Annotated in this window: 9 protein-coding genes and 1 pseudogene; 8 read left to right on the top strand and 2 right to left on the bottom strand. The window is 52.1% G+C overall.

Annotated features, from left to right (window positions below; translation table 11 throughout):
- Nucleotides 1-40: 40 nt before the first annotated feature.
- Both ACOYW1_RS09120 and ACOYW1_RS09115 read right to left on the bottom strand, forming a co-directional pair.
- On the bottom strand, nucleotides 41-1390 hold the full coding sequence (locus tag ACOYW1_RS09120; protein ID WP_482422544.1) for a metal-dependent hydrolase family protein: 1350 nt from the start codon (nucleotides 1388-1390) through the stop codon (nucleotides 41-43).
- Nucleotides 1391-1544: 154 nt separating this feature from the next.
- Entirely contained in the window at nucleotides 1545-4247 is a 2703-nt protein-coding gene (locus ACOYW1_RS09115; protein ID WP_482422543.1) for a winged helix-turn-helix domain-containing protein, read from the bottom strand.
- A gap of 734 nt (nucleotides 4248-4981) precedes the next feature.
- Here ACOYW1_RS09115 and ACOYW1_RS09110 point away from each other — a divergent pair.
- The 8 genes and pseudogenes from ACOYW1_RS09110 to ACOYW1_RS09075 all read left to right on the top strand — a co-directional run bounded on the left by ACOYW1_RS09110 (nucleotide 4982) and on the right by ACOYW1_RS09075 (nucleotide 13498).
- Nucleotides 4982-5884, top strand: a complete 903-nt coding sequence (locus ACOYW1_RS09110) for a hypothetical protein (protein ID WP_482422542.1) — start codon at nucleotides 4982-4984, stop codon at nucleotides 5882-5884.
- 140 nt (nucleotides 5885-6024) lie between these two features.
- Nucleotides 6025-7751, top strand: a pseudogene (locus ACOYW1_RS09105) (amidohydrolase); the annotation flags it as partial.
- A 15-nt stretch (nucleotides 7752-7766) separates the two neighbouring features.
- Nucleotides 7767-7976 carry a hypothetical protein gene (locus ACOYW1_RS09100; protein WP_482423895.1) on the top strand — a complete coding sequence of 70 codons (210 nt, stop codon included), beginning with the start codon at nucleotides 7767-7769 and terminating at the stop codon, nucleotides 7974-7976.
- Nucleotides 7977-8530: 554 nt separating this feature from the next.
- Entirely contained in the window at nucleotides 8531-9028 is a 498-nt protein-coding gene (locus tag ACOYW1_RS09095; RefSeq protein WP_482423693.1) for an esterase/lipase family protein, read from the top strand.
- A 52-nt stretch (nucleotides 9029-9080) separates the two neighbouring features.
- Nucleotides 9081-9356, top strand: a complete 276-nt coding sequence (locus ACOYW1_RS09090; protein WP_482422541.1) for a hypothetical protein — start codon at nucleotides 9081-9083, stop codon at nucleotides 9354-9356.
- A gap of 329 nt (nucleotides 9357-9685) precedes the next feature.
- On the top strand, nucleotides 9686-10627 hold the full coding sequence (locus tag ACOYW1_RS09085; protein WP_482422540.1) for a lipase secretion chaperone: 942 nt from the start codon (nucleotides 9686-9688) through the stop codon (nucleotides 10625-10627).
- A 617-nt stretch (nucleotides 10628-11244) separates the two neighbouring features.
- Entirely contained in the window at nucleotides 11245-12624 is a 1380-nt protein-coding gene (locus tag ACOYW1_RS09080; RefSeq protein WP_482422539.1) for a hypothetical protein, read from the top strand.
- Nucleotides 12578-13498: a Vps62-related protein gene (locus ACOYW1_RS09075; protein WP_482422538.1), complete on the top strand. Its 921-nt coding sequence runs from the start codon at nucleotides 12578-12580 to the stop codon at nucleotides 13496-13498. The genes ACOYW1_RS09080 and ACOYW1_RS09075 overlap by 47 nt, the downstream gene beginning before the upstream one ends.
- The last annotated feature ends 261 nt before the right edge of the window (nucleotides 13499-13759 follow it).

The raw sequence follows: 13759 nt of genomic DNA, 5'->3' as shown, positions 1-13759 counted from the left end.
CGAGCTCCATAGCCGGAGTTTCCTTTCTGAGCCTGAGAGCCTACTCGATGGTATTCTTGTAGATCTTTCCGTCTTTCATGATCAGGGCGAGGTGCTCTTCAGGCTTTGTCAAAATACGTATATTTTCCAAAGGATTCCCGTTTATCAGGAGAATATCGGCCAACGCCCCTTCTTCAATAACACCAAGCTTCCCTGGGTAGGGGTTGCGTGGACCGGACAGCGCAAGCACCTCGGCGTTAACCGATGTGGCCTGCCTTAAAATTTCAGCATTGGAGAACCACTGGGTACGGTTGGTAAACTCCGTAACCTGGAGCTTTTTCAGCTCCATAGAGCCCACCATGTCGGTCCCGAACAGCACCTTGGCCTTGTATTTTTTGCAGGCCTTCATCAGGTTGTCCAGTCCCTGCTTGGCCTGCTGCTGGCGATCCCTCTGGGCCGGGGTGAAGCTCTCGGGTGCAGGGCTCATAAAGAGAGCTGTCTGTGCGCTGATATAGACCCCTTTCTTGGCTGCCATCTTTACTGTTTTTTCGCTTATCAGGTTGGCGTGTTCCAGGGTCATGGCCCCGGCTTCAATGGCCATCCTGGTTGCGGCATCGGTGTAGGTGTGCACGGCAACGTAGGTGTTCCACCGCTCTGCTTCCCCGACTGCCGCCTTGAGCTCTTCAAGGGAGTATTCGGCGATATCGAGGGGATCGTAAAGCCCGGAAACGGCCCCGCCGGTAAACACTTTCAGAAAGTGCGCCCCTTTTCGAAACTGCACCCGGCTGGCAGCCAGAACTTCAGGAACGCCGTCAGCAAAGACAATCAATCCCGCATACTCGAGGTCGGTTACTCCGGGGCCACCCATCATTCGGGGCATGGTGGGCGGGGACCTGAAGTCGCCATGGCCGGTGGTCATGCTGAGGGCTGCACCGCCGGAATAGATGCGGGGTCCCGCAAAGTAGCCTTCGTCTACGGCTCGTTTGACACCGAAAACGGTCCCTGCAACATCCCTGATCGTCGTAAACCCCCTCATCAGGGTACTTTCCGCCTCAACCAGGCTGAGGGCGGCCTGATAATCGAGCGGCTTAAACATATGATCCGTCACGCCCATATTCCACTGAAGATGGGTGTGGGCATCGATAAAGCCAGGGGTTAGGGTCCTCCCGTTTCCATCAATCACCTTGGCACCTTCGGGTGCATCGATTTTCTGGCCGATCTTTTTGATGATATTGCCCACCACCAGCACATCTTTGTTGGGAATCAGTTTATCGGTTTTTCCGTCAAACACGTTGACATTTTTAATCAGAACACCAGAGGCGGTTTCCTCGTCATGCGTTTCGGCATTCACCATGCCGGCAAAGCAGAGGAAAAGGGACAGGATCAAGACAGAAACAATCTGTTTTCTCACCGGGGATCTCCTTGTCTTTAGAATGGTTTGAGAAGTATTCGCCTTTTAACGGGAATGGTGACATGGTGTACTTGATTTGTAGGAACAGCGTCAATACCACTTAAGTGGTAGAAGCGATGTTTACCCCTTGCTTTTGCTTCAAAAAGTTGGTGTTTCATTCAAAAGGTGAGTCGATAAATCCCATTTCACAAGCTTTGCTCACGGCACCGATACGGTTTGTCGCATTCAGTTTCTTAAACACATTTCGCAAATGGACTTTTACCGTGGCAACGGAAATTGACAGCTCGTGGGCTATTTCCTTGTTGCTCATCCCTTCTGCCAGATAGGGAAGGAGCTCTGCTTCACGCAGGGTTAAAAGGTCGGAAGAAGGTAGCTTCAGGATGGGACGTTCCGGTTTACAGGGAGGTATGTTGGGAGAGGTTGAAACAGCAGCCTTGCGGCAAGCAGCAAGGGCAACGCCGGCAAAGGCGTGATCGGGGTGGTGAGTCACATAACATTCCAACAGGGGGACCATGGGCTGACCCATGTCTATAAAGGAGCGGATCCACCTGCCGCCCTCAGCCAATTCCAAAGCGGTTCGAAGACTCGCCACCGCCAGGGAGTCCTCTTGCCTTGACCGGTGTAAAATTGCCTGAAGAACCAAAACGTTGATACGCACATTGCTGCGATGGATCCTTCGCATCTCTTCGTCCATTTTGGTCAGTCGCTCGCAGGCCTCTTCACGGCTTGTGTCGGTACCTTCGACCAGCAGGCATTTCACGTGTGTGAGAAGGGGGACATAGAAGAACCACCGAGGCGGGCCGGCGTCGAAGCACGCCTGGTCCCGGAGTTGAAGGGCCTGCCGGACATCACCCCGCCGAAGGCAGAATTCCGTTTCAAAGGAGTGGATCAAGTCCCCTGCCCTCATATGGTCATTTTCACGAAAATATGCCTTTAAGTCGTCCAGGACCTTTTCAGCCTTGGCCTCGTTGCCCTGGGCAAGGTAAATACAAGCAAGGATGCACCCGCCATCGGCAAGATAATTCGGATTTGCCGAATAGGGATTTGACTGAGCTTTAAGAAGGTAATATTCAGCGGCTTCGAGGTTATTGCGCATATACAACGCCGAGCCATAAAAGTAATACGCATAGACCTTGGTATGGCGAAACGGCCCATCATTCACTGAACCCAGGCATGCCTGGGCAGCATCTATTACGCCCGCCGGGTTGGCATTCAGGTAATGGACATAGCTTAGACATATATGCATTCGTGCCCGGATATTCTCTGGTGTAAACGGATGTGACGCGGCCTCTTTGACCACGTTCTCTGCCATGAAACTGTCTCCTGTCATCTGGAACCCGGCAGACAGCCCAAACACAAGAAGGGATCTCACCATATAGGCATCGTCACGAAGATGGACCGACGCACCTTGCCCGCAGGCAACAGCTTTTACGGGATCGCCCTCAAGGACACTTATAAGACCTTGAAGAACAAGCACTTCGCCTTTCAATTCATTGTAGATGCCAGACTCGGGAGAAAGCCCTGCAAGCAAATGTTCGGCTTTCTGGGTGCAGGAATAGATGTCGATATTTCGCCCCAGATCGGTTCCCAAAACAGCTCGTGTTGTGAGCAACAAGGGGTCCTTCTCCAAAACGGCAGCGGGAAATGTCATCAACCAATGGCCAAGCCGCGTAAACTGAGAGGCGTTCATGAGCGCGTGGCGATTGCTCCTCACCACGCCAACCGCAGCGCCGTTGTCCCCGGCAGCCACATAGTGCTGGATGGCCTCTTCAAACAAGCCGTTATCGGCAAACCACCCCCCCACGATACGGTGCAATTCAGCAACCTGCTCTGCGGATCTTTTTCTATTCAGCTCCTTTCTCAAAAAATCTTGGAACAGGTGATGATATCGGAACCAATACCCGCGATCATCCAGACCGACAATAAACAGATTCTGTTGGGTAAGCCATCGGATGAACCCTTCCGCCCGGGTGCACGGAGCCGGTTCTTTTTGCTTGTCGTGAAGTGTTTGGCACAAGGGCGCGCAAAACCGGTCTAAAATGGCCGTGCTTAACAGAACCGAGACCATGTCAGGGCTCAACCGAGAAAGAACTTCGGCAAAAAGGTAGTCGGCAATATGAACGGAACTTCCGCTCAGGATCTCGGCCTTTGACTTCAGGTCCTTTTGCCCCTTCAGGTACAGCCCTGTCAGGCGCAACCCGGCAGGCCAGCCTTCTATTTTTTCTTCCAAGATGGCGGCCGTGGCATCATCCACGGAAAGCTGTCCCATCTGTTTTAGAAAAAGACGAACTTCCTGGGGAGTAAGGCGCAATTCATCCCCGCGGATTTCATTTACAAGCCCGCGCGCTCGCATCCCAGCAACGGACAAAGGAGGATCTTTTCGCGAAAGTATCACAAGGTGCAGCGCCTTTGCCGGGAAATCCATGAGCCCTGCGACCAGGTCGTGGACCCGATGGTCCGTGATGCAATGATAGTCATCCAGCACAAGACAGAAGGGCTCTTTGAGCTTATTCAGGTCATTGAGAAGAGACCGCGTCAGGGTTCCCACAGGCGGAAGGGACTGGGCTTCAAGCAGCGACTCGGTCTGAAAGGCCCCTTGAGGCAAAACAGGTTCAGTTGCGGCCAGAACATAGTACAAAAACTGCTGTAAATCGTTGTCTTCGGCTCCAAGGGAGATCCAGCCGCAGGCAGCCCCTCGTACCCTGGCCCACCGACTCGCAAGGGTGCTCTTCCCGTATCCGGCCGGTGCGATGATCAGGGTCAGGGGCCTTCGGGTTCCTTCATCAAGGCGCAGGAGCAGGCGTTGCCTCGGCACAATGTCCCCCGCCACATCGGCTCTCTGGAGTTTGGTACTCAAGGCAGTGCGTTTTTCATATCTTTCCCAGCGGTTGACAATGCAGATTCAAAGAGTAAAAGGGAGCGTCGTCTTTATGTGGCCGCATCTTACAATTACAGAGAGTTAGCAATAAAAACCCGGCATTAAAAAAGCAAAATGTTACGGCAACATAAACCCCTGACGCGGGCTGCTCTCAGGCCTTCGCCAAGCGCTTTACAGGCCAAACGCGCGAGAGCCTGCCCATTCACTATCCATTACTCACAATTTCCTATTTTCCAACTACCCACCACCAGTCTTTCCTATTATTACTATTTACTCTCCAACCATCCACATCCCAACCCCATTCATTACTTTGCCTTGATCGAAACATCTATTGCAAGCCACATCTGACAGGAGAACAAAAAAAATCACACCATCAGCATTTGGCAAGCAAGAACGTTAACCCTCACAACATCAAAACAAAAAAACCACACTAACTACCTATGATACGTGAATTAAATAGCACCACTGATTATTCATCACTGGAGAGATCCCACCCCATAAAAAAACGTCACCTACCCCAAAAGGGGTAGTCCCAAACACTCAAAAATACCCCTTTTGGGGTATTGACGCTCACACATGAATATCTTACTCAGTACGCCACAAAAAATCCACTTTCACAAATCAAAAGTACTTCTCAGACACCACAGAACCGACTCAAGGGGACGTTATGCAGGCTTACATGAAGAAAAACGTGGCAAGAAAAGCAAAACAAGTTGCGTGCTCTCCTTTTAGCATCATGGCTTATTATTACTTCGGCAATCTCCGCATCAGCAAAGATCCCCGACGCTATCGTGGATACACCGGAAGAACTGCTCACAGTAGAGCAAAAACCGGAGAGCCAGTCCTCCGAGGCCCTCTCAAAAGAACTCTCAAACCCGAACAACCCGCTGGCAAAGTTAACCCTGGAAAGCATCACGACCTTTTATCAGGGGGATCTTCCAGACAGCGACGATCAGGTGGGCAACCTGACTCTCTTTCAGCCGATTTTTCCTTTTCCGCTGACTGATGACGGTACCACCAACCTGTTTGTCCGACCGGCATTCACGTTCCTGACTGGTCAACCTACGTACGACCAAACCCAAGGCACATTCAACGAAACCACAAGCCTTGGTGACATGGGCTTTGACGTGGCGCTGGGACAGACCTATCCCAGCGGCTGGATCCTCTTAGGCGGCATCCAGGGAACGGTCCCGACGGGAACGAAAAGCGAACTCACCGGAGGTCAACTTCGGTTGGGCCCGGAACTGGTTGTGGTTTATATCAACACAACAGGGTTTATCGGTGCGTTTCCTGCACACCAGTGGGATGTTACCGGCTGGAGGGATGAGTCCTTTTCAACCTCCACCCTTGAGCTGTTTGGCGGGCTGTTTCTGGGCAATGGCTTAAACGTACAGACCAACCCGGTGCTCTCTTACAATTGGGAAGATGAACAATGGACCGTTCCGCTGAATATCACGGTCAAAAAAGTCATAAAAATGGGCAATCTTCCAGTGCAGGTCGGAGCGTCCATCGACTATTTTCTTGAAGCAAACGATGACTTTGGACCGGATTGGGCGTTTAGCCTGAGCTTTACACCCATCGTACCTAATTTTGTTTATTCATGGCTGACAGAGTAACGCAGGAAGCATGAAGAGACGCTGCCATCCCTGGCCACAGTAAAAAACTCGCATGTTCTCTCAAGTGCGTTGAAAACGCGATACACCGCCCATCGTACGAATAATACACACACGGCAATTACCCCCATAAAAAGGAAATCATGATGAACATGAACAGCTCCCGGAAACGGCCGCCTCGACACCTCGTGGTGACAGTCCTTTTTTGTTTTGCTTTGCTTTGTTCCAACGCATTCGCAGCGGAATCGTTGCAAAACCTGTACGACACGCCTGCCCCTCCCCCTCCCGGGGTGACCGTGTATATCGCCAAAGAGGTGGTGACCATGTCTCCCACCGTCAAAAAGGCATCCGCCATCGCTGTTCGAGACGGACGCATTATCGATGTCGGAGACAAAGCAACCTTACTTTCCCGATTCGAACATGCCAAGGGGCTGGTCGTGGACAAGACCTTTGCCGATAAGGTCCTGACCCCGGGCCTTATTGACCCTCACCTGCATTTCTGGCTGTTTGCCCTCGTGAGCAACACGCACTTCATTACCCCGGTGAGCTGGCAGCTCCCTTGGGGAGACGTTGAGGGGGTTGTGGGAGAGGCAGCTTACCTCAATCGTCTGAAAGAGCTTGAGAAAAGCCTCAAAAGCCCTGACGAGCCTCTCATTACCTGGGGATACCATGCGGGCTTCCATGGAGAATTAAACAGAAAAAAACTTGATGACATCTCACGCACCCGTCCCATTATTGTCTGGCAACGATCGGTCCATGAATTTTATTTCAACAGCAAGGCTTTGGAGTTCCTGAAAATTAAAGAGTCCGACTGGAAAGGCCAAGGTGAAATGTCGGCCATGGCAAACTGGAAGGAGGGGCACGTCTGGGAAAAGGGCATGTATTTGGTGGTGTCAAAAGTGCTGCCGGTGATCGCATCAGAAGAGAAATTCAAGACAGGCCTGAAGCGCACACTGGACTATGTGCATGCAGGGGGTGTTACCGCAGCCAGCGACCCGGGAGTTCAATTACCGGAATCCATGATTATGCAGATGATCAGCACCCTGGAAAACAGCACCATGCCTTTTGATTACTACCTGATCCCAGCGGGCAACGCACTTTACGACAAAAACGGAAAGGATGCCGACAAGGCCATCGCGGCAGCACGCAAGCAGGTAAGCAAACTGAGCAGCGAACACGTCAAATGGGTACCTGATCAAATCAAATTATTCACTGACGGCGCAATTTTTTCTCAGCTGATGCAGATGAAGGACGGCTACCTGGATGGACATAAGGGCGAATGGATCCAGACACCGGAGGATTTTGCCGACAGTGCCTGGGCATTCTGGAAAGAGGGGTACCAGCTTATTGTGCATCAAAACGGAGACATGGGCATGGAGCTCTGCCTGAACACCCTGGAGGGGCTGTTGCACCGAGCCCCTCGATACGACCACCGTTTTCGCATCGACCATTTTGGCTATTCCGAAAAGCCGCAAGTGCTGCGGGCGGCCGAAATGGGCGCTGAAATCAGCTCCAACCCGTTTTACATCCACATGCTGGGAGAGTTGTACAGCAAGGTCGGTGTCGGCCCCGAGCGCTCCGAAGTGATGGTACGCGGGCGAAGCGTCGTCGATGCAGGGGCCCATCTGTCATTCCATTCAGATTCCCCCATGGCACCGGCCCGCCCCATGCTTCTGGCCTGGGCCGCCGTGAACCGCATCGGTTTGTCCGGCAAAAAAGTCCTTGGGCCCAAAGAAAAGATGACCGTAGAGAGGCTTTCAGAGCCATAACAATCGAAGCCGCCCACGCTATACGCAAAGAAAATGAAATCGGCAGCATCGATATCGGTAAAAAAGCCAATTTTGCCGTCTTTTTTGAGAACCCACTGAAGTCATCCCCTAAAAAATTGAAGGACCTGGCTATCTGGGGAACCGTTTTTGAAGGAAAACCCTACCCTGTAAAAAAGATTGCCAAAGGACTGACCTTCACCCCGGGTGTTCAGCAAAGACTTCTGGAACTTGCCGAAACTGACGCCAACCTGTTTCACCACCAGGGAGATGCCTGCGTCATCAACCAGATGTTCCAGGCATTCCTTGCCATGCAGGATAAAAAGTAATCAATCTATTTGCCCTTGTGGCGGGATGTTTTCTGGTATTCCCGCCACACGTGGGCAATGTGGAGCCCCCTGCTCTATTGGGCGTGAAGGAAACCAGCCACATCGCCTTGTTCGGTTTGCCCGATATTTCACGAGTCGAGGCCCCCTCTTCAACGCACAAGAGTTTCAGACGTGGCCTGTATATTTCAACACACTGATAACGCGGACGATGTGTGCGACCGTCCCACAACACACCATACCCTTCATACACCAGCGGTTCCCGGTAACCATACCAAGAGCATGACCTGGGTCACAGGGCATCCCCTACTCTCCTTGCAAAAACCACACACCACCCCCTACGTTCTTTCTCTCCCTCTGCAAAAACTCTTGAGAGCCTTATAGGATAAAGCAATACAGTACACAAAGAAATACCTATCACCGTATCCAGCCTTCGCTATATTGAGATAAACCCCCGAGTTTTGTTGACAAGGCATTTCAATTTGGTTAGTCATAAACCATTGTTCACAAATTCTACGCATAACCACTAAAGGACTAACCAATGAACAAGATACTTTATATTCTTACAGCTGTACTTTGTTTATACTCTTCACCCTCACTCGCATTCGAAAATAAAAGTTGCGAGACAATACCCCATTGTATTTGCCCACGGGTTTGCGGTTCAGGAGGATATGCTGGGGGTACTTGATTATTTCTATGGTGTGGAAGAAGCGGTTCAGGCAGAGGGAGGCAAGACGTTGACCACCAAGGTTAACAGCATGGACAGCGCGGCCAATAAGGCCAGAGAATTCTCGCGTCAAGTACGCGAATATGTGAAGGCCAACAACCTTGAAAAGGTCAATATCATCGGACATTCCCACGGAGGTGTCTACACGCGCTATGCCATCAGCCTGTTGGGGCTTGATGACGTGGTGGCATCGCTCACCACCATCGACTCCCCTCACAGAGGATCGTCTGGGCCGGATATCGTTCTTGAGCTCTGCCGCGCAGCAGACCTGGCCCTGGGATCATCCCCAAAACAGTCGAACGGATTGTCGGGAAAACCATCACAATGATTTACGGCAGCTTTCTGGGCGACAACGACCACGCGCTACGAACGCCTACAACATGACCACCGATTACATGGTCAACGAGTTCAACCCCAAGGTCCCGGACCATGCGGATGTCTACTACCAAAGCTATGCCGGCGTCATCAAGTACCTCTCCCTTCGAATGCCTGGGCAACGATTCTGTGGCCTGCCATCGGTCTACGAGAAGGCGCAAATGACGGATGCGTGTCTGTCTGGTCTGCCAAGTGGGGAACATATCGTGGACGGGTCAAGGGAGCATGGTGGTCCAATGGTGCAGATCATATGCGAATCATCGGGCACCCCTTTGGCGTAACCCCCGGTTTTGACGCACCTGCGTTATATTGGAGCGTTCAGAAGACCTCAAAAAACGCGGATTTTAGGCACGATTGAACCCGTAAGATCCACGGGAATGTTTGACACCTCCTTCGATGTCTGGATACACGATGAAAAAAAAGGCCACCGGCATAGTTGTCCTTTTCTTAGTGGGGCTTGCATGGTCTGTGTTAAGCCTGCAGACGAGCTCGCCCATCAGCTTTAAACTCAAAAACGGCCATCTCTGACCCTGCGCACGCACGCGGACAGAACGGTGGAAAAGAGGCCTCAAGTTCCCTTTTGCCGTCCATAAGCCGCAAGGCAGAAACAATGGCGGAGGAGCTGGACACAGGCTCGATTTCCCTGAACCTCTTTCGTTTCATCGATAAAGAGTTCAGCGGAAACCCCAAGGACCTTCACGGGTCTTTTGAGCAAATGAAAGAACTCCTGGCATCCTTCATGCCCGAAGAGAAGGCCTCAGAATTCATGGAAGCTTACCGCGCTTATGTGGAATGCGAAATGTCACTGTCGGCGCAAGGCGTTCCGGGCCTCATGTCCGGAGACGTTGACACGGTTGTCGATGCCCTCAGGCAGGTTCAGAATTTCAGGCGTAAACACCTTGGTACAGAGCTTGCCGATACCCTTTTTGCTGCTGAGATAAAGGCACAAGAGTATGCCGTACGACGAGGCGGAATTGTGCATGCCCCGGATTTGTATGGCAGTGAAAAAAAAGCGGCACTGGAGCAGCTCAACCTGAGCATGTGGGACAATGAGGTGTCTCCCGGCGACGCTGACAGGCCAAATTTCGACCTCTATCGCGAGGCGCTCACGATTTATGGAAAAGACCTGTCTGACTTGGATTCCCGGGGTGACAAGGATGCGCTCATCGCGAAAATACGAGCGACATACCTGCCCCAGGATGCTGTCGCGCAGCTGGAAGAACTGGATGGGCAGTTTGAGGAAACCTTGCGGCGGGAAGACGACTATGCGCAAAAAGAAAAACAAATAGTAAGCGACGGGTCCCTGACCGACCAGGAAAAAGAGGAGACCCTTTACCGCCTCCAAAATGACATCTTCGGGCATGAGGCTGACCATTTCAGGGCGCGGCGGCATTTGAGCCGCCTCGACAAGCTTCGGCTTACCCAAAAAAGAGAGAGAGAGAGAGAGGGGGCGCGGCCCAACGACCGGATACCGCTAAAGATGGTGCCTCGTAACCCGAACTTAAGAAACAACCATCTAAAAGAAACATATCATGATTTCAGACACCAATGATAAACATACGCAATCTGAAAAAAGCCGGAATAACCCATTTGTGCGTCATGGTGCAGCATCCACAAGGCGGTTTTTTCAGAACGCACGGACAGTTCCCCTACCCAACGCCACATAGCCCAATGTCATCTGCAGAGGCCTTCGATACTGGGCATCATGCGTTGAATGCCTTACTCCTGATTAGCCTCTCCGAAGAGCCTTTTCCGCGGGCTGGTACCCCGGTACAGTGCCTGGGGACAGTAAAGCAACACACCCACTGCTTTTTAGATCATGGAAAGTGGCCCCCTTTCTGCTGTTTCCCTACTTTACACAACACTTTGGAGGATATGGTATGAAGAGAGACAGATCATCACCACTGCCTTTTCGGTTTGTTGATTTTTTTCCCCTTCGGCACTGGTACTCCTTACCACAACTACCCAGCCGTCGGTAACCAGGCAGAGTGGATGGCCCTGTCTGGGAGCATCCCGAGTGAGTGAACTGTCCCTTCCCGGAACCCACGACTCAATGTCAATAAGCCCCGGTGATATATGGCAAAACCAGACCATGACATTGAACCAGCAATTACACTCCGGTATTCGTGTATTTGATATGCGAACTCGCCATATCAACAACACATCCGAATGCACCACGGAATAATTCCGCAGCCCACCTATTTTGACGATGTACTCAACGATATAGATGCTTTTCTCACAGCGCATCCTACCGAAGCCATACTGTTCCGTTTGCGACCCGAGCATACGGCATCCGGCAACAGTCGAAGTTATACCGAGACCCTGGATGAGTACCTTGCCGATCACGGTTCCCGCCGCTATACCGGCCTTAGCGACAACCCCATGCTGGATGAAATTCGTGGGAAATTCGTTATCCTGCAAGAATTTGTCGGAGACGACTATGGTATTCCGTACGGCAACCTCGATATCCAGGATCGCTACGCCCTGTCTACGAACTGGGACCTTTACGATAAGTGGGAGTCGGTGAAAACCCATATCGACAAAGCGACCAATGGCTGCAGAAACACCATTTACATGAACTACCTGAGTGGTAGCAACGGGGCCTTCCCCTATTTTGTCGCAAGCGGCCACTCAAGCCCGGGGACATCCGCCCCACGCCTGGCGACGGGGTTAACCACCCCGGGCTGGCGACATTCTTATCCTGATTTTCCGCGAACCAACTGCTTTCTCGGGATGTGCACAATTTCGTTTGAAGGTACCAACACCCTGACCGCCGACTACATTGAGCACGGTGGTTTCACGGGCATGATTATGACGGACTTCCCCGGAGAGCGCTTAATCAACAATATCATCAACTTGAACGACCTGTCCGATTATGCGTATACAGAATTTCCCTGGGGGCAAGCCACGGATCAATGTGTCAATCTGTGTGCCGGAGGCACCTGCCTGGTCGAAGGAGATCACTTCTCTGAAGGCGAACCGACACCGAAAAGCGCATTAACCGTTGTCAGTTACAATGTACTGCGCCCTACAGCCGAACGGATTCAACAGCAAATAAACTGGATGAAAGAGACATTTGGGGACCAGGGCCCGGATGTCATCCTCCTGAGTGAAACCGTTCGCGGAAAAAGCTGCGGTGACAGTAGCAACACAGCCCGAGAATACGCCAAGGCGTTTCAGGCCTATTATGTGAACGCCAACGAAGATGGCGCACATGCCGGTATAGACCGGCAATGCCATTGTCTCCCGCTTTCCATGGGCAATGTGGCGAAAGTTCGCTTTAAGGCGCAACACTCTGACTTTGGGGGCAAAGCGGAAACAGACAGTGGCCGTTCATTTGTCACTGCAGATATCAAGGTAGGGGATGATTTGGTTCATGTCTACTCGACCCATTCCGCCTCCCCCTTTTGGCATCGCCGGAGACAAAGCACGCCGTGCTCAACATGCCGAAATGGTCTACCACGCCAAGAGCAAGCCCTTTACTCGGATTCTTGGAGGCGATTTGAATGCCGTTGGTCATATATTCGCCGACCCTTTGGGTCTGCATGACATCTCATTAAATCCCTTTTTTGATGATAACTATACAGATGCGCACGATGATCTGCCGACCCATCGCCGTATCACCTCCGAAGCCGGACTTGTGGAAAACGACTGGACATTATTGCTTGATTTTATTTTCATCAAAGGGGGAAAGGTTCTGAACTCCGACCTATGTGGCCCGGAGTGTCGTGACAGCAGTGTCCTGTCCGACCATGTGCCCATCTGGGCAGACATTGAATTTGAAGAGAGTAACCTGGCATCATTGGGTGGTGGTATCCATATAGCCGATGATTATCGTCTTCCGGTCAAGCATGCTTCTGGCTTTGACTGCATCTGGACGGATGCAGGCTCCGGTGCGGATGACGATGTCTCCATCTGGCGACCCAATACACCGGAAGGATACTACCCATTGGGCGATTACGCTATCGCAAACCACCACCAGAAGGGAAACCCATCGGTGTTGATTGCCAAAGACGATGGTAGTGGGGCACTGGCAAAGCCGCTGTCGTATACACGAGTCTGGACCGACAAAGGGTCCGGCGCAGATGAAGATGTCACTTTCTGGCGTGCTGTGCCCCCGGCCGGCTATCGGGGGTTGGGCCTGGTGGCCACAATTGGGGAATCACCAGGCAGCGACGACATGCGCTGCGTATGGCGCGGATTTTTGACCCAAGGCGGTCATGCCCAGATCTGGAACGACTCTGGTTCCGGTGCAGATGAAGACGTCGCTATTTTCCAGGCTTACGCTTACAGCAGCGAGTATGCCGTTGCGCCGGGAACCTTTCAAGCCACAGGCAGTCATAACCATGCCGGCAACTTCAAAGCCTATCAAACACTAACCCGAGGCAAGATCACATTTTCAGAGGAGACCGAGGTACACTAGAGGGGGTCGCACCATCACTCCGACCGGAGGCATGTCAGTTGGCAACCCATGATGAAACGCTGTTTGGATCTTTTGAGACATAACCCGAATATTTCACGAGTCGAGCACACCCATATGCAACACCATAAAGAGCCTGTCCCTGTTTCTGCTGTCTCTGCGGCGGGTCGACCCCCGCCGCACAAGGCAACTCAAAATGCCTGTCCCCGGATTGCTGCCACACGAGCGGCAGTGTTCACTCACCGCCGCTGGATACGGTTTATC

The sequence above is a fragment of the Desulfoluna sp. CYM3A genome (genome assembly GCF_056829965.1).
Note: the sequence above shows the minus strand (reverse complement) of the source record. Positions and strands in the feature narration are given on the sequence as shown.